Annotated in this window: 15 protein-coding genes and 1 pseudogene; 13 read left to right on the top strand and 3 right to left on the bottom strand. The window is 68.3% G+C overall.

Features of this window, described 5'->3' with window-relative positions; translation table 11 throughout:
- From ACRDTL_RS07265 to ACRDTL_RS07245, 5 genes and pseudogenes are all read left to right on the top strand, one after another.
- Window positions 1–162, top strand: a pseudogene (locus ACRDTL_RS07265) (arginine repressor); the annotation flags it as partial.
- A 13-nt stretch (window positions 163–175) separates the two neighbouring features.
- Window positions 176–1,375, top strand: coding sequence for an argininosuccinate synthase (locus tag ACRDTL_RS07260; protein WP_431506035.1), 1,200 nt, complete (start codon window positions 176–178; stop codon window positions 1,373–1,375).
- A gap of 100 nt (window positions 1,376–1,475) precedes the next feature.
- The gene (gene argH, locus ACRDTL_RS07255; RefSeq protein WP_431506034.1) at window positions 1,476–2,888 is read left to right on the top strand and encodes an argininosuccinate lyase; all 1,413 of its coding nucleotides are present in this window, start codon (window positions 1,476–1,478) and stop codon (window positions 2,886–2,888) included.
- 82 nt (window positions 2,889–2,970) lie between these two features.
- Window positions 2,971–5,970 carry an acyl-CoA synthetase gene (locus tag ACRDTL_RS07250; protein WP_431506033.1) on the top strand — a complete coding sequence of 1,000 codons (3,000 nt, stop codon included), beginning with the start codon at window positions 2,971–2,973 and terminating at the stop codon, window positions 5,968–5,970.
- A complete protein-coding gene (locus ACRDTL_RS07245) occupies window positions 5,967–6,179 on the top strand; it encodes a Trm112 family protein (protein ID WP_431506032.1) in 213 nt (70 codons plus the stop codon). Before ACRDTL_RS07250 ends, ACRDTL_RS07245 begins: the two co-directional genes overlap by 4 nt.
- Here the strand turns inward: ACRDTL_RS07245 and ACRDTL_RS07240 are convergent.
- Genes ACRDTL_RS07240 through ACRDTL_RS07230 form a run of 3 tightly spaced genes read right to left on the bottom strand, consistent with a single transcriptional unit; the run spans window position 6,145 to window position 8,285 of the window.
- Window positions 6,145–6,765, bottom strand: a complete 621-nt coding sequence (locus tag ACRDTL_RS07240; protein WP_431506031.1) for a TetR family transcriptional regulator — start codon at window positions 6,763–6,765, stop codon at window positions 6,145–6,147. The genes ACRDTL_RS07245 and ACRDTL_RS07240 overlap by 35 nt on opposite strands.
- Before the next feature lie 3 nt (window positions 6,766–6,768).
- Window positions 6,769–7,587: an ABC transporter permease gene (locus ACRDTL_RS07235; RefSeq protein ID WP_431506030.1), complete on the bottom strand. Its 819-nt coding sequence runs from the start codon at window positions 7,585–7,587 to the stop codon at window positions 6,769–6,771.
- Entirely contained in the window at window positions 7,521–8,285 is a 765-nt protein-coding gene (locus ACRDTL_RS07230) for an ABC transporter ATP-binding protein (RefSeq protein WP_431506029.1), read from the bottom strand. The genes ACRDTL_RS07235 and ACRDTL_RS07230 overlap by 67 nt, the downstream gene beginning before the upstream one ends.
- A gap of 59 nt (window positions 8,286–8,344) precedes the next feature.
- Here ACRDTL_RS07230 and ACRDTL_RS07225 point away from each other — a divergent pair, with 59 nt between their 5' ends.
- The 8 genes from ACRDTL_RS07225 (at window position 8,345) to recN (ending at window position 15,857) form a co-directional block, all read left to right on the top strand.
- Entirely contained in the window at window positions 8,345–8,956 is a 612-nt protein-coding gene (locus ACRDTL_RS07225) for a DNA-3-methyladenine glycosylase (RefSeq protein WP_431506028.1), read from the top strand.
- A 25-nt stretch (window positions 8,957–8,981) separates the two neighbouring features.
- Complete coding sequence (gene tyrS / locus ACRDTL_RS07220; RefSeq protein ID WP_431506027.1) at window positions 8,982–10,253, top strand: tyrosine--tRNA ligase; 1,272 nt, start codon at window positions 8,982–8,984, stop codon at window positions 10,251–10,253.
- An 84-nt stretch (window positions 10,254–10,337) separates the two neighbouring features.
- A complete protein-coding gene (locus ACRDTL_RS07215; protein ID WP_431506036.1) occupies window positions 10,338–11,111 on the top strand; it encodes a tetratricopeptide repeat protein in 774 nt (257 codons plus the stop codon).
- A 1-nt stretch (window position 11,112) separates the two neighbouring features.
- The gene (locus tag ACRDTL_RS07210; protein ID WP_431506026.1) at window positions 11,113–12,129 is read left to right on the top strand and encodes an HAD-IIA family hydrolase; all 1,017 of its coding nucleotides are present in this window, start codon (window positions 11,113–11,115) and stop codon (window positions 12,127–12,129) included.
- Window positions 12,130–12,151: 22 nt separating this feature from the next.
- Window positions 12,152–12,328, top strand: a complete 177-nt coding sequence (locus ACRDTL_RS07205; RefSeq protein ID WP_431506025.1) for a hypothetical protein — start codon at window positions 12,152–12,154, stop codon at window positions 12,326–12,328.
- 7 nt (window positions 12,329–12,335) lie between these two features.
- The gene (locus ACRDTL_RS07200; protein WP_431506024.1) at window positions 12,336–13,145 is read left to right on the top strand and encodes a TlyA family RNA methyltransferase; all 810 of its coding nucleotides are present in this window, start codon (window positions 12,336–12,338) and stop codon (window positions 13,143–13,145) included.
- Window positions 13,142–14,065 (top strand): NAD kinase, encoded by a 924-nt coding sequence (locus ACRDTL_RS07195; RefSeq protein ID WP_431506023.1) that lies wholly within the window; start codon window positions 13,142–13,144, stop codon window positions 14,063–14,065. Before ACRDTL_RS07200 ends, ACRDTL_RS07195 begins: the two co-directional genes overlap by 4 nt.
- 13 nt (window positions 14,066–14,078) lie before the next feature.
- On the top strand, window positions 14,079–15,857 hold the full coding sequence (gene recN / locus ACRDTL_RS07190; RefSeq protein ID WP_431506022.1) for a DNA repair protein RecN: 1,779 nt from the start codon (window positions 14,079–14,081) through the stop codon (window positions 15,855–15,857).
- Window positions 15,858–16,009: the final 152 nt, after the last annotated feature.

Here is a 16,009-nt window from a genome sequence, read left to right as displayed (position 1 = left end):
CGCACCCCGCCGGGTGCGGCCGACTACCTGGCCAGCGCCATCGACCGTGCCGCGCTACCGTACGTGGTCGGCACCATCGCCGGCGATGACACGATCTTCGTGGCGGCGCGTGAGCCGATGACCGGCGCGGAGCTCGCCGCGGCTCTGGAAAAGTTGACTTAAAGGAGATTGGTTCATGTCCGAGCGCGTGATCCTGGCCTATTCCGGCGGTTTGGACACCTCGGTGGCGATCAGCTGGATCGGCAAGGAGACCGGCCGAGAGGTCGTCGCCGTTGCGATCGACCTGGGCCAGGGCGGCGAGGACATGGAGGTGGTGCGTCAGCGCGCGCTGGATTGCGGCGCCGTCGAGGCGGTCGTCGTGGACGCCCGCGACGAGTTCGCCGACGGCTACTGCCTGCCCACCATCGAATCCAACGCGCTCTACATGGACCGCTATCCATTGGTGTCGGCGATCAGCCGGCCGCTGATCGTCAAGCACCTGGTCGCCGCGGCCCGTGAGCACGACGGCGGCATCGTCGCGCATGGCTGTACCGGCAAAGGCAACGACCAGGTCCGGTTCGAGGTCGGATTCGCCTCGCTGGCACCGGATCTGGAGGTGCTGGCACCGGTTCGTGATTACGCGTGGACACGGGAGAAGGCGATCGCGTTCGCCGAGGAGAACGCCATCCCGATCAATGTGACCAAGCGGTCGCCGTTCTCGATCGACCAGAACGTGTGGGGCCGCGCGGTGGAGACCGGTTTCCTGGAGCACCTGTGGAATGCCCCGACCAAGGATGTCTATGCCTACACCGAGGATCCCACCGTCAACTGGAACACCCCCGACGAGGTGATCGTCGGGTTCGAGCGCGGCGTGCCGGTGTCGATCGACGGCAAGCCGGTGTCGGTGCTGGGCGCCATCAAGGAACTCAACGAGCGGGCCGGCGCGCAGGGAGTCGGCCGGCTCGACGTCGTCGAAGACCGGCTGGTGGGCATCAAGAGCCGGGAGATCTACGAGGCACCGGGGGCGATGGTGCTGATCACCGCGCACACCGAGCTCGAGCACGTCACGCTGGAGCGTGAGGTAGGCCGGTTCAAGCGGCTGACCGACCAGCGCTGGGCCGAACTCGTCTACGACGGGCTGTGGTACTCGCCGCTGAAAACGGCGCTGGAGTGCTTCGTCGGCAAAACCCAGGAGCATGTGACCGGCGAAGTCCGGATGGTGTTGCACGGCGGCCACATTGCCGTCAATGGCCGGCGCAGCACGGAGTCGTTGTACGACTTCAACCTGGCGACCTACGACGAGGGTGACAGCTTCGACCAGTCCAACGCGAAGGGCTTTGTGTATGTGCACGGGTTGTCGTCGAAGATCGCCGCACGCCGGGACCTGGGCTCGTGACCCCTTCCCCTTCCCCTTCCCCGCGAGCGTGCGTGTCCCCGCGCGACACGCCGATCGAATGCCGTGGTTTGCGCACGCTCGCGCCAGAGGTGGCGACCACATGAGTACCAACGAGGGGTCGCTGTGGGGCGGGCGATTCGCCGACGGCCCGTCGGACGCGCTGGCCGCGTTGAGCAGATCCACCCACTTCGACTGGGTGCTGGCGCCGTACGACATCACCGCGTCCCGCGCGCACACCCAGGTGCTGTTTGCGGCCGGGCTGCTCACCGAGGAACAGCGCGACGGGCTGTTGGCCGGGCTGGACAGCCTCGCGCAGGACGTGGCCGACGGCAGCTTCGGCCCGCTGCCCACCGACGAGGACGTACACGCCGCACTCGAGCGTGGGCTGATCGACCGGGTCGGACCCGACCGGGGTGGTCGCCTGCGCGCCGGCCGATCCCGAAACGACCAGGTGGCCACGCTGTTTCGGATGTGGCTTCGCGATGCGGCGCGCCGGGTCGCCGCAGCCGTGCTCGATGTCGTCAACGCGCTGGCCACCCAGGCCGCGGCGCACCCGAGCGCGATCATGCCCGGAAAGACGCACCTGCAGTCCGCCCAGCCCATCCTGCTGGCGCACCATCTGCTCGCGCACGCCCACCCGCTGCTGCGCGACGTGGACCGAATCGTCGACCTCGACGCACGTACCGCGGTCTCCCCGTACGGATCCGGGGCGTTGGCCGGCTCGTCGCTGGGGCTCGACCCGGATTCGATCGCCGAAGAGCTGGGTTTCGCAGCGGCCGCAGACAACTCGGTCGATGCGACTGCCGCGCGGGATTTCGCCGCGGAGGCGGCGTTCGTGTTCGCGATGATCGCGGTGGACCTGTCGCGGCTCGCCGAGGACATCATCCTCTGGAGTTCGACCGAATTCGGCTACGTCATCCTGCACGACTCGTGGTCGACCGGCAGCTCGATCATGCCGCAGAAGAAAAACCCCGACATCGCCGAGCTGGCCCGCGGCAAATGCGGCCGGTTGATCGGCAACCTGGCCGGACTGCTGGCGACGCTGAAGGCGCAGCCGCTGGCCTACAACCGGGACCTGCAGGAGGACAAGGAGCCGGTGTTCGACTCGGTGGCGCAGCTGGATCTGCTGTTGCCGGCGATGGCGGGGCTGGTCGGCAGCCTGACATTCGACGTGGAGCGGATGGCGTCCCTCGCCCCGGCCGGCTACACGCTGGCCACCGACATCGCGGAATGGCTGGTGCGCCAAGGTGTCCCGTTCCGGGCCGCGCATGAGGCCGCCGGGGCGGCGGTGCGGGTCGCCGAGCAGCGTGGCGTGGGCCTGGCGGAGCTGACCGACGACGAGCTGGCTGCCGTCAGCCCCGAGCTGACCCCGCGGGTCCGGGATGTGTTGACGATCGAGGGGTCGGTGTCATCCCGCGACTCCCGTGGCGGCACCGCGCCGATCCAGGTCGCCAAGCAACTGGATGCGGTTCGTGACACCGTCGACCGACTTCGCCGGGTCCTGCGTCGCTAGCGCCCGGCTCAACGCCGTGAAACCTGGCGGCGGGCTTGCACGGTGGCCAAAGCCGCAGGCCCGGCCCGGGTGATGTGCCAGAATGTGCTGGTCGGTCAGGGGAGCAACGGTGGATCTGAATCTTTCAGCGGTCACGCGGCCAGTCGAGCGTCTAATGGCAACAGCACAGAACGGCCTGGAGGTCCTGCGACTGGGCGGCCTGGAGACCGGCACGGCTCCGTCGCCGTTCCAGGTCGTCGAGAGCGTGCCGATGTACAAGCTGCGGCGGTATTTCCCGCCGGACAACCGGCCGGGGCAGCCACCGGCGGGGCCGCCGGTGCTGCTGGTGCACCCGATGATGATGTCGGCGAACATGTGGGACGTCACCCGGGCCGAGGGCGCGGTGGGCATCCTGCACGCCGCCGGGCTCGATCCGTGGGTGATCGACTTCGGCTCACCGGACAAGGTCGAGGGCGGCATGCGCCGCAACCTCGCCGACCACATCGTCGCGCTCAGCGAGGCCGTCGACACCACGGTGGAGGCCACCGGTCACGACGTGCATCTGGCCGGCTATTCGCAGGGCGGAATGTTCTGTTACCAAGTGGGCGCCTATCGGCGGTCCAAGAACATTGCCAGCATCGTGTCATTCGGTTCTCCGGTGGACACCCTGGCGGCGCTGCCGATGGGTATACCGCCCAACCTCGCCGCGGCTACCGCCACTTTCATGGCCGATCATGTCTTCAACCGACTGGACATCCCGAGCTGGCTGGCGCGCACCGGTTTTCAGTTGCTGGATCCGCTCAAGACCGCCAAGGCGCGGCTCGATTTTCTGCGGCAATTGCACGATCGTGAGGCATTGTTGCCGCGTGAAGCCCAACGCAGGTTCTTAGAGTCCGAAGGCTGGATCGCGTGGTCGGGCCCGGCGGTCTCAGAGCTGCTCAAGCAGTTCATCGCCCACAACCGGATGATGACCGGTGGTTTCGCGATCAACGGGCAATTGGTGACGCTGACCGATATCACCTGTCCGGTGCTGGCCTTCGTCGGAGAGGTCGACGACATCGGGCAGCCGCCGTCGGTGCGCGGCATTCGGCGTGCGGCACCCAATGCCGAGGTCTACGAGTACACCTTGCGGGCAGGGCATTTCGGCCTGGTGGTCGGATCCAAAGCGGCGCAAGAGACCTGGCCGACCGTCGCCGACTGGGTCCAATGGATCTCCGGGCAGGCTCCCAAGCCGGACGAGATCGTGCCGATGGCCGACCAGCCGGTTGAGCGCACCGACAGCGGCGTGGCAATCAGTTCCCGGGTGGCGCACGGCATCGGTGAGGCGTCCGAGATGGTGTTGACGCTCGCTCGCGGTGCGGCCGACGCGGTCATGGCAGCCAACAAATCCGTGCGCACGCTGGCGGTGGAAACCATCCGGACATTGCCCCGGCTGGCCCGGCTGGGCCAGATCAACGACCACACCCGGATCTCGCTGGGCAGGATCATCGACGAACAGGCTGACGAGGCACCGCACGGGGAATTCCTGCTCTTCGACGGCCGCGTACACACCTACGAGGCGGTCAACCACCGCATCGACAACGTCGTTCGCGGGCTGATCGACGTCGGAGTGCGGCAGGGCGAACACGTCGGCGTACTGATGGAGACCCGACCGAGTGCGCTGGTCGCCATCGCCGCGCTGTCCCGGCTGGGTGCGATCGCCGTGCTGATGCGCGCCGACGTCGACTTGGCGACGGCGGCCCGGATCGGTGGCGTCACCGAGATCATCACCGATCCGCCCAACCTCGAAACCGCACGCCAATTACCCGGCCAGATCTTGGTTCTGGGCGGCGGCGAGGCACGCGATCTGCACCTGCGCGAGCACACGGGTGTGATCGACATGGAACAGATCGATCCCGACGCGGTCGAGCTACCTGGCTGGTATCGGCCGAACCCAGGGTATGCCCGTGATCTGGCATTCGTCGCGTTCAGCACGGCCGGCGGGGAACTGGTCGCCAAGCAGATCACCAACTACCGCTGGGCGTTGTCGGCGTTCGGGACCGCTTCGACCGCCGCCCTCGGCCGCGGCGACACCGTGTACTGCCTGACACCGCTGCACCACGAGTCCGGCCTGTTGGTCAGCCTGGGCGGTGCGGTGGTCGGCGGCGCCCGCATCGCGCTGTCGCGGGGCCTGTGCCCGGACCGATTCGTCGCCGAGGTGCACCAGTACGGCGTCACCGTGGTCTCCTACACCTGGGCGATGCTCCGCCACGTCATCGACGACCCGGGTTTCGTGTTGCACGGCAATCACCCGGTGCGGCTGTTCATCGGCTCCGGCATGCCGACGGGACTGTGGCAGCGTGTCCTCGAAGTGTTCGCACCGGCGCATGTCGTCGAGTTCTTCGCCACCTCCGACGGGCAGGCGGTGCTGGCTAACGTGTCCGGGGCCAAGATCGGCAGCAAGGGCCGCCCCCTGCCCGGCATCGGGCATGTCGAACTCGGTGCTTACGATGCCGACCACGATCTGATCGGAGAAAACGACCGTGGGTTCGTGCAGATCGCGGACACCGATGAGGTGGGGGTGCTGCTTGCCGAGCCGCGCGGCCCCATCGATCCGACCGCGTCGGTGAAGCGCGGTGTCTTCGCCCCTGCCGACACCTGGATATCCACCGAGTACCTGTTCCGTCGCGACGCCGACGGGGACTACTGGTTGCTGGGCCGGCGCGGTTCGGTGATCCGCATCGCGCGTGGGATTGTTTATCCGGAGCCGATCACCGACGCCCTCGGCCTGATCACCGGCGTGGACCTCGCGGTCACCTACCGGGTGCCCGTGCACGACCGGCAGGTCGCGGTGTCGGCGGTGGAGCTGCGACCCGGTGCGACGATCACCGCGGCGGACCTGACCGAAGCGGTGACGGGTCTGCCGATCGGGCTGGGGCCGGACATTGTGCAGGTGGTTCCGGAGATGACACTGAGCGCCAGCTACCGTCCCACCGTCAGCGCCTTGCGAGCGGCGGGCATCCCCAAGCCGGGACGGCACACATGGTATTTCGATCCCGAGAGCAATCAATTCAAACGCCTGACCGCGGCGGCGCGCACCGAGATGTTCGGCGGCCAGGCGTGATTGACCAAACGCTGCTGAACATTCTGGTCTGTCCGGCCGACCGCGGCCCGCTGTTGCTGATCGGGAACGTGCTCTACAACCCGCGGCTGCGGCGCGCCTACCGGATCGAGAGCGGTATCCCCGTGCTGCTGGTCGACGAGGCCACCGAGGTCAGCGACGACGAGCATGCCCGGCTCATGGCGCAGGCCACCCCGGAAGATCCCCGGTGAGGTAGCGCTGCAGGTTCGGCGCAATCGTTTGCGCGATCTGCTCGGCAGGCAGCGACTTGAACGGCTCCAATTCCAGGATGTAGCGCGCCATCACCACGCCAACCAACTGGGATGCGACGAACTCCGCGCGAATGATGCCGGATCCCGGCGGGTTGTCGACGCGCGACGCGAGCTCTTCGATGACTATCTCGCGCATAAATGACCGTATTAACCCGACATCGGCGCCGGAGAGCAGCGACCGAATCGTCGCGATCACACCGACGCCGAGTTCAGAATCCCACAGCGGCAACAGGATTGCCGGCAGCATCAGCCCGATTTCCTCGACCGGCATTTCGCGCAGCGGTCCGACGATCGTCATCGGATCGACCGGGATGTGGATTGCAGCCGTGAACAGCCGCTCCTTAGTGCCGAAGTAGTGGTGCACCAGCGCCGAATCCACACCTGCGCCCGCGGCGACTGATCTAATCGATGTCTTGTCAAACCCGTTGCGTGCGAATAATTCTCGAGCATTCGTCAGGATTCGGTCGCGGGCACCGGAATTCCCGACCGGTCGGCCCGGCCGTCTTCGTTCGATATTGGTAGCCACGGGCTAGGGCGTCCGTCGCCGCAGCGTCGCGGCAGCCAGGCACAACGCCGCCAGTGCAAACCCCAACACGACGACGATGTCGCGCACCGCGACGCCAGTGAGCTCCGAATGCGCTCCCACCTGCTGCAGTGCTTCCAGAGCGTAGCTGGCCGGCAGCACGTTGCTGATCCACTGTAGCCAGGTCGCCATCAACCCGCGCGGGACGATGATGCCGGCGAGCAGTAGCTGCGGCACCATGATCAACGGGATGAACTGCACAGCCTGAAACTCGGTGCGGGCGAACGCACTACACAACAGGCCCAGCCCGACACCCAGCACGGCGTTGACGATGGCGATCAGGAATACCCATACCGGGCTGCCGGCTGTGTCGAAGCCGAGGAACCAAAACGACACAATGCACGCCAAAATGGCTTGCGTCGCCGCGGCGATCGAGAATGCACTCCCATAAGCGATCAGCAAATCCAGCCTGCGAAGCGGGGTGGTCAGGATCCGCTCCAGCGTGCCCGAGGCTCGTTCACGCTGCATCGTGATCGACGTGATGATGAACATCAAGAACAGTGGGAAAAGGCCCAGCAGGATCAGGCAGGCGTTGTTGAACGGCGACGGGGTGTCCGGGCGATGCAGGGCATTTTCGAACATGAAGTACATCAGAGTGATGACCAGGATTGGCACCACCAGGATCATCGCGACGCTGCGATGGTCGGCGGCCAGTTGCCGCAGGATCCGCGCGGTGGTGGCGACGTAAGCCTTTAACCCTATCCGGCTTGGCGCGCGGTGCTGCGTCTGATGATGGACAGAAACGCTTCCTCCAGTGACGTGCATCCGGTGTCCTCTCGTAGTTGGGTCGGTGTGGTATGGGCGACCAGCTGGCCGTCACGCATCAGCAACAGGTCACCGCAGTGGTCGGCCTCGTCCATGACGTGGCTGGAAACCAGCAGCGTGGTCCCGGCACGGGCCAGGTCGGTGAACTGCTCCCACAGGTCCGCCCGCAGCACCGGATCCAGGCCGACCGTCGGCTCATCGAGCACGAGAAGCTCGGGCTGGCAGACGAGCGCACAAGCCAATGACGCCCGGGTCCGCTGACCACCGGACAAGTTGCCGCAGTAGGCGGTGCGCTGATCCGCCAGACCTACTCGCCCGATGGCGAAGTCGGCGGCGCGGGCGCCGAACCCGTACAGCGACGCGAAGTAGCGGACGTTGTCGACGATTCGCAGGTCGTTGTAGATGGTCGGGTCCTGCGGCAGGTACCCGACGCGCCGACGCAATGTGGCCGACCCGGCCCGACGGCCCAGCACCTGCACGGTGCCCGAGGTCACGATCTGGGTGCCGACGATGCAGCGCATCAGCGTGGTCTTGCCGCATCCGGACGGGCCCAGGAGCCCGGTGATGGCGCCCTGGGCGATCTGAACCGAGAAGTCATGAAGTGCAGGAAGTTTGCCGCGAATCACGCGCAGGTGATCGATGTCGACGGCTGCTTTCGCACCGTGAGCAAGTAATTCATCGCTCGATGAAGTCATCATGCGATGAATATCCGCCCCCCGCTGAGCGGTTGTCAAGCGCCGGGTGCAAAATCTCTCCGGTGAGCGCTGAGCAACTGGCGGTCGACCCGGTCACGGCTGCAAGCCGGGTGCTGGGCGCCACGCTGACCGGGCGCCGTGTCCGCGCGATGATCGTCGAGGTCGAGGCATACGGCGGGGTTCCCGACGGCCCGTGGCCGGACGCCGCGGCGCACTCGTATCGCGGGCTCAGCGGCCGCAACTTCGTGATGTTCGGCCCGGCCGGGCACCTGTACACCTATCGCAGCCACGGCATCCATGTGTGTGCGAATGTGGCGGCCGGCCCGGACGGGACGGCGGCCGCCGTGTTGCTGCGGGCCGGTGCGATCGTGGCCGGTGTCGGCGTCGCCGGCTCCCGGCGCGGCGAGTTGGCCCGCAGCGTCGCGTTAGCGCGCGGTCCGGGAAACCTGTGCGCGGCGTTGGGAATCACCATGGCGGACAACGGGATTGATCTGTTCGATCCGAACAGTCCGGTGCGGCTGACACTCAACGACACCGTCCCCGCCATGTCGGGGCCGCGAGTCGGCATCAGCAAGGCCGCCGACCGGCCGTGGCGACTATGGCTGCAGGGCCGACCGGAAGTCTCGCACTACCGCCGCAGCCCGCGGGCACCCGCCCCTGGAGCCAGCGACTGACGGCAGATCGGAGAAGATCTATCGCATGGGCACGATTCTGGACGAGCTGAGCTGGCGCGGGCTGATCGCGCAGTCCACCGACCTGGACGCGCTGGGCGAGGCTGTGGCGCGTGGACCGCTCACGCTCTACGCCGGATTCGATCCCACCGCGCCCAGCCTGCACGCCGGCCATCTGGTGCCGCTGCTGGCGCTGCGCCGGTTTCAGCGGGCCGGGCATCGACCCATCGTGCTGGCCGGCGGCGCAACCGGGTTGATCGGCGATCCCCGCGACAGCGGCGAGCGGGTGCTGAACACCGCCGACACCGTGCGGGACTGGACCGAACGGATCCGGGGACAGCTGGAACGCTTCGTCGACTTCGACGATTCGCCGACCGGCGCGATCGTGGAGAACAACCTCGAGTGGACCGATGCCATGACGGCCGTCGAGTTGCTGCGCGACGTCGGCAAGCACTTCTCGGTCAACGTGATGCTGGACCGCGACACCATCCGGCGCCGCCTGGACGGGGAAGGAATCTCGTACACAGAGTTCAGCTACATGCTGTTGCAGGCCAACGATTACGTCGAGCTCTACCGGCGCCACGACTGCGTGCTCCAGATCGGCGGATCCGACCAGTGGGGCAACATCATCGCCGGGGTGCGTTTGGTGCGCCAGATGCTCGGCGCCACCGTGCATGCCCTGACGGTCCCGCTGGTCACCGCCACCGACGGGACCAAATTCGGCAAATCCACCGGCGGCGGCAACGTCTGGCTGGATCCGGAGCTGACCACGCCGTACGCCTGGTACCAGTACTTCGTCAACACGGCCGACGCTGACGTCATCGGCTACCTGCGCTGGTTCACGTTCCTGTCCACCGACGAGCTGGCCGAACTGGAGGAAGCCACCGAATCGCGGCCGCAGCAGCGGGCCGCCCAGCGGCGACTGGCCCGCGAGCTCACCACGCTGGTGCACGGCGGGGCGGCGAGCGACGCCGTCGAGCATGCCAGCCGAGCGCTGTTCGGCAGTGGGGAACTCGCGCGGCTGGACGAATCCACCCTGACCGCCGCACTGCGCGAGACCCCGGTGGCCTCGTTGAAGCCGGGCGCGCCGGACGGGGTCGTCGAGTTGCTGGTGGCCAGCGGCCTGTGCGAAAGCAAGGGTGCGGCGCGGCGCACGATCGCCGAGGGCGGGGTCTCGGTCAACAACGCCAAGATCGACGACGAGAACTGGGCGCCGCAGCCGACCGACTTCCTGCACGGCCGGTGGCTGGTCCTGCGCCGGGGCAAGCGGAACATCGCCGGCGTCGAACGGGTCGACTGACTGACCGCCGCAAAGGGAAACTGGGGGGACCAGCAGGACATGGTGTAGTAACGATTCGAGGGAATGGCACGAGTGGTCGAGGACATGCAGGGCGGCGGGGCGCAACGACGACCGCGGCGCGCGCCGGATAGGCCGTGGTCCGGTCCGGGCCGGGCGCGCACCGCGCAGCCCCAGTCCAATCCGCGGGAGGACACCCGTTCGGCGCCACCGCTCCCGCCGGATGTCGAGGCAAACCAGCTGGCGCCCGAAATCCGGCGCGAGCTCAGCACGTTGGATCGCGTCACCGCCGAAGCCGTGGCTCGCCACCTGGTCGCCGCGGGCGAGCTGATCGACGACGATCCGCAAGCCGCGCTCGATCACGCCCGCGCCGCACGCGCCCGATCAGGGCGCATCGCCGCCGTCCGTGAAGCGGTCGGGATTGCCGCCTACCGCTGCGGCGATTGGGCGCAGGCGCTGGCCGAGCTGCGAGCGGCGCGCCGGATGGGCAGCAAGTCCCCGTTGCTTGCGCTGATCGCGGATTGCGAACGCGGTCTCGGCCGGCCGGAGCGGGCGCTCGAGCTGGCCCGCGGCGCCGATGCGGCGCAGCTCAGTGGCGACGACGCCGACGAGCTACGGATTGTCGCCGCCGGCGCCCGCGCGGACCTCGGTCAGCTCGAAACCGCCCTGACCGTGTTGTCCACCCCGCAGCTGGACCCGGCGTGCACCGGAGGAACGGCCGCGCGGCTGTGCTACGCCTACGCCGAGACGCTGCTCGCGCTCGGCCGTGCGGATGAAGCGCTGCAATGGTTTCTGCGCGCCGCTGCCGCCGATGTCGAGGGCGTCACGGACGCCGAAGAGCGGATCAGCGAGCTCGGCTGAAATGGGAACGCCCGCGCAGGACTACGATTGCCTGCTTCTGGATCTGGATGGGACGGTGTTCCGCGGCCACCAGCTCACCGATGGCGCGGTGGAGTCGTTGGACAAGGTGCCCGGCCGCAAGTTATTCATCACCAACAACGCATCCCGCAGCGCGGACGAGGTGGCAGCGCATCTGCGCGACCTGGGCCTCGATGCCGCCGCCGACGGCGTCGTCACCAGCGCCCAAACCGCCGCCCGGGTGCTGGCCGAACAGCTGTCCCCCGGCGCGCGGGTACTGATCGTCGGCACCGAGTCGCTGGCCGACGAGATCGTCGCGGTGGGACTGCGGCCGGTGCGGCGGTGGCAGGACGAGCCGGACGCCGTGGTGCAGGGCCACTCCACCGAAACCGGCTGGACCGATCTCGCCGAGGCGGCGTTGGCCATCCGGGCCGGGGTGCTGTGGGTGGCGGCTAATGTCGACGCCACGCTGCCGTCGGAACGCGGCCTGTTGCCCGGCAACGGATCGATGGTGGCCGCGTTGAGAACCGCCACCGACACCGACCCCCAAATTGCCGGCAAGCCGTCGCCGGCGTTGATCAAAGACGCATTGGCCCGCGGCGACTTTCACGCCCCGCTTGTGGTCGGCGACCGGCTGGACACCGATATTGCCTGCGCCAACGCCGCCGGGCTGCCCAGTATGATGGTGCTCACCGGCGCCAATTCGGCACGCGACGCGGTGCGGGCCGCGCCCGGCCAACGCCCCACCTACATCGGCCATGACCTACGTGCGCTGCACCGGGACACCGACGCGCTCGCCGTCGCGCGGCAATCGGGCTGGCACGTCGAAACCGCCGACGGGTCGGTGACGGTCAGCTGCCCTGAAGACAACGAGAGCGACCACCAGGAGGGCGATGGCTTGTCGGTTGTTCGCGCCGTGGCCAACGCCGTCTGGGCGGCGGACTTCGACGGGGCGGATGTGCAGATCCAGGCCGGCGACGACACCGCCCGCGACGCGCTGCAACGCTGGTCCCTGCTGTAAATCGGCTAGCGTAAGAGGCGCCATGGTTACCGAACCCGACCAGATTCGTGCTCAGATCGAAGCCGTGCTCGCCGAGCTGTCCGACCTCGCCGACGCCGAGAACGGCCCGGTCGACACCGATATCGACGAGATCGCGCGCCGGCTGTCCGAGGCACACGACATGCTGGTGCGCGCCCTGGAGTCGGCGGAGAAGGGGTGAGTGCGCGGTGCCACGGCGAGCCCGTGTTGACGCCGAGCTGGTTCGGCGTGGGTTGGCGCGATCGCGCCAGCAGGCCGCGGAGTTGATCGGGGCCGGCATGGTCAGCATCGACGGCATGCCGGCGGTCAAAGCCGGTACCGCCGTCGCCGCCACCGCGGCACTGGCGGTCGCCGCCGACGTGGGCCGCAGCTGGGTGTCGCGCGGCGCGCACAAACTCATCGGCGCCTTCGACACGTTCGGGATCACCGTCGAGGGCCGGCGTTGTCTGGACGCCGGCGCGTCGACCGGCGGATTCACCGAGGTCCTGTTGGATCGCGGTGCCCGGGAGGTGGTCGCCGCCGACGTCGGGTACGGCCAGCTGGCCTGGTCGCTGCGCTCGGATCCGCGGGTGGTCGTCGTGGAGCGGACCAACGTTCGCGACCTGTCGCCGAGCGTGATCGGCGGGCCCGTCGAGCTGATAGTGGCTGACCTGTCGTTCATCTCGCTGACCACCGTGTTGCCCGCTCTGGTTGGTTGCGCTACACCGGACGCCGATATCGTTCCCATGGTGAAGCCGCAGTTCGAGGTCGGTAAAGGCCAGGTGGGGCCGGGCGGGGTGGTGCAGGACCCGCAACTGCGGGCCGGCTCGGTGCTCGCCGTGGCGCGGCGCGCCGAACAACTGCACTGGCACACCCTCGGCGTGACCGCAAGCCCGCTGCCGGGCCCGTCGGGCAACATCGAATACTTTTTGTGGCTGCGCGCGGCGACCGACCGCGGTTTGTCGGGGGAGGCGTTGATGGATGCGGTTGACGGCGCGGTGAAAGCAGGCCCGCGATGAGCCGCGAACGTAACGTTCTGCTGGTGGTCCACACCGGGCGTGAGGAGGCGACCGAGACCGCGCGCCGGGTGGAGAAAGTGCTGGGCGACAACAGGATCGGCCTTCGGGTGTTGTCCGCCGAGGCCGTCGACCGGGGATCTTTGCACTTGGCCCCCGACGACATGCGCGCGCTGGGCGTAGACATCGAAGTCGTCGACGCCGATGTGCACGCCGGAGACGGATGCGAACTCGTGATGGTGCTCGGCGGCGACGGCACCTTCCTGCGGGCCGCCGAGCTGGCGCGTAACGCCAACATTCCGGTGCTCGGCGTCAACCTGGGGCGGATCGGTTTTTTGGCCGAGGCGGAGGCCGAGGCCATCGACACCGTGCTGGAGCACGTCATCGCCCGGACCTACCGGACCGAAGAACGTTTGACGCTCGACATCGCGGTCCGGGTCGAGGGGCGGGTCGTCGACCGCGGCTGGGCGCTCAACGATGCCAGCCTGGAAAAGGGGCCACGGCTGGGTGTGCTCGGCGTGGTCGTCGAGATCGACGGACGGCCGGTGTCGACGTTCGGCTGCGACGGGGTGCTGGTGTCGACGCCCACCGGATCCACCGCCTACGCGTTCTCCGCCGGCGGGCCGGTGCTGTGGCCGGATCTGGAGGCGATCCTGGTGGTGCCCAACAACGCTCACGCATTGTTCGCCCGGCCGATGGTAACCAGCCCGAACGCCCTCATCGCGATCGAGGTCGAGGCCGACGGGCACGACGCGCTGGTGTTCTGCGATGGCCGCCGGGACATGCTGATGCCGGCCGGTGGACGGCTGGAGGTCACCCGCTGTGCGACAGGGGTGAAATGGGCGCGGCTGGACGGTGCACCGTTCACCGACCGGCTAGTGCGCAAATTCCGGCTGCCGGTCACCGGCTGGCGCGGAACGTAACGGTGCTGCCCCGATGCTGACCGAAATCCGGATCGAGTCGCTGGGCGCGATCAGCGTCGCGACCGCCGAGTTCGACCGCGGCCTGACGGTGCTGACCGGCGAAACCGGCACCGGGAAAACGATGGTGGTCACCGGACTGCACCTGCTCGGCGGAGCGCGCGCCGACGCCACCCGGGTGCGCACCAGCGCCGAGAAGGCCGTCGTCGAAGGCCGTTTCACCACCGACGACCTCGACGAGACAGCGGCCGCCCAGGTCGACGACATCCTGGACGCGTCGGGCGCCGAGCGGGACGAGGACGGCAGCGTGATCGCGCTACGCTCCGTCAGCCGCGACGGACCGTCGCGTGCCTTCCTCGGCGGCCGCAGCGTGCCGGCAAAATCACTGAGCGGCTTCACCGCCGAACTGCTTACCCTGCACGGTCAAAACGACCAACTGCGGCTGATGCGGCCCGACGAACAACGCGCCGCCCTCGACCGGTTCGCGGAGGTCGGCGCGCGGCTGGAGCGCTACCGCAAGCTACGCGACGCGTGGCAGTCGGCCCGACGCGACCTCGTCGACCGCAGCAACCGCGCCCGCGAACTCGCCCAGGAGGCGGATCGGCTGAAATTCGCCCTGGTCGAAATCGATGCCGTGGATCCTGCGCCCGGCGAGGACGATGCGCTGGTCACCGACATCCGTCGGCTCTCCGAGCTGGACGCGCTGCGCGAGGCAGCGGCCGGCGCCCGCACGGCGTTATCCGGCGCGGCCGACGACACCGCTGCATTCGAGGCCGCCTCGGCGGTCGACTGTCTGGGCCGGGCGAAGACGGCGTTGGAGTCCACCGCCGACACCGCGCTGCGGAGCCTGGCGGATCGGCTCGGTGAGGCGTCGACGGTGGTCGGCGAGGCCGCCCGCGAGCTCGGCGACTACCTGAACGAGCTGCCCACCGACGCCAGCACTTTGGACGCCAAGCTGTCCCGGCAAGCCGAATTGCGCACGCTGACCCGCAAGTATGCCGCCGACATCGACGGTGTGCTGGCCTGGGCCCGCGCGTCGCGAGAGCGGCTGGCGCACTTGGATGTTTCCGAAGAGGCACTGGCCGGGCTGCGAGCCCGCGCCGCCGAGCTGGCGACCCAACTAGCCGATGCCGCAGTCGATCTCAGCAAGGCCCGTCGCCAAGCCGGCAAGCGACTGGCCAAAGCGGTCACCGCGGAACTGTCCGGGTTGGCGATGGCCGATGCGGAATTCACCATCGCGGTGACCACTAATGCCGTTTCCGGGTCGGCTGCCGACAATGACCCGGCGGCCTTACCGCTGCCGTCGGGCGCGCTGGTTCATGCCGGCGGGGACGGCATCGATCAAGTCGAGTTCGGCTTCGCCGCGCACCGCGACACGACGGTGCTGCCGTTGTCCAAGAGCGCGTCCGGCGGTGAGCTATCCCGGGTGATGCTGGCGCTGGAGGTGGTGCTGGCCGCATCGACCACCGGCATCACCATGGTCTTCGACGAGGTCGACGCCGGCGTCGGGGGTCGGGCGGCGGTGCAGATCGGCCGACGGTTGGCCCGGTTGGCGGGCAGTCACCAGGTCATCGTGGTGACGCATCTCCCGCAGGTCGCGGCGTATGCCGACGTGCACCTGATGGTGGAGGACACCGGACGTGGCGGTGCCGGCGGCGTGCGGCGTCTCGATGACGACGATCGGGTCGCCGAACTGGCCCGGATGCTGGCCGGGCTCGGTGACTCCGACAGCGGCCGTGCCCATGCGCGGGAACTGCTCGAAGCGGCTCAGCGGGACCAACTCGCGACCTCCTGACCCTGCCCACTCTGTCGAGCGTCACGCTAGCGTGACCGTCGTGCTCGAGCGTCACGCTAGGAGGGCGCTGAATAATCGGCGCGCCTTTCCGAAATATGAGGCTGAGCTGGGAAAATTGGCTCATGCAGGGTGTGGAGCGGGCGGATCGGGAA

This window comes from Mycobacterium sp. (assembly GCF_050700595.1).
Taxonomy (GTDB): domain Bacteria; phylum Actinomycetota; class Actinomycetes; order Mycobacteriales; family Mycobacteriaceae; genus Mycobacterium.
Note: the sequence above shows the minus strand (reverse complement) of the source record. Positions and strands in the feature narration are given on the sequence as shown.

Coding starts and splice junctions, on each gene's coding strand:
- ACRDTL_RS07260 (WP_431506035.1), top strand. CDS start 176: ATGTCCGAGCGCGTGATCCTGGCCTATTCCGGCGGTTTGGACACCTCG.
- argH (WP_431506034.1), top strand. CDS start 1,476: ATGAGTACCAACGAGGGGTCGCTGTGGGGCGGGCGATTCGCCGACGGC.
- ACRDTL_RS07250 (WP_431506033.1), top strand. CDS start 2,971: ATGTGCTGGTCGGTCAGGGGAGCAACGGTGGATCTGAATCTTTCAGCG.
- ACRDTL_RS07235 (WP_431506030.1), bottom strand. CDS start 7,587: ATGCACGTCACTGGAGGAAGCGTTTCTGTCCATCATCAGACGCAGCAC.
- ACRDTL_RS07230 (WP_431506029.1), bottom strand. CDS start 8,285: ATGATGACTTCATCGAGCGATGAATTACTTGCTCACGGTGCGAAAGCA.
- tyrS (WP_431506027.1), top strand. CDS start 8,982: ATGGGCACGATTCTGGACGAGCTGAGCTGGCGCGGGCTGATCGCGCAG.
- ACRDTL_RS07215 (WP_431506036.1), top strand. CDS start 10,338: ATGCAGGGCGGCGGGGCGCAACGACGACCGCGGCGCGCGCCGGATAGG.
- ACRDTL_RS07210 (WP_431506026.1), top strand. CDS start 11,113: ATGGGAACGCCCGCGCAGGACTACGATTGCCTGCTTCTGGATCTGGAT.
- ACRDTL_RS07205 (WP_431506025.1), top strand. CDS start 12,152: ATGGTTACCGAACCCGACCAGATTCGTGCTCAGATCGAAGCCGTGCTC.
- ACRDTL_RS07195 (WP_431506023.1), top strand. CDS start 13,142: ATGAGCCGCGAACGTAACGTTCTGCTGGTGGTCCACACCGGGCGTGAG.
- recN (WP_431506022.1), top strand. CDS start 14,079: ATGCTGACCGAAATCCGGATCGAGTCGCTGGGCGCGATCAGCGTCGCG.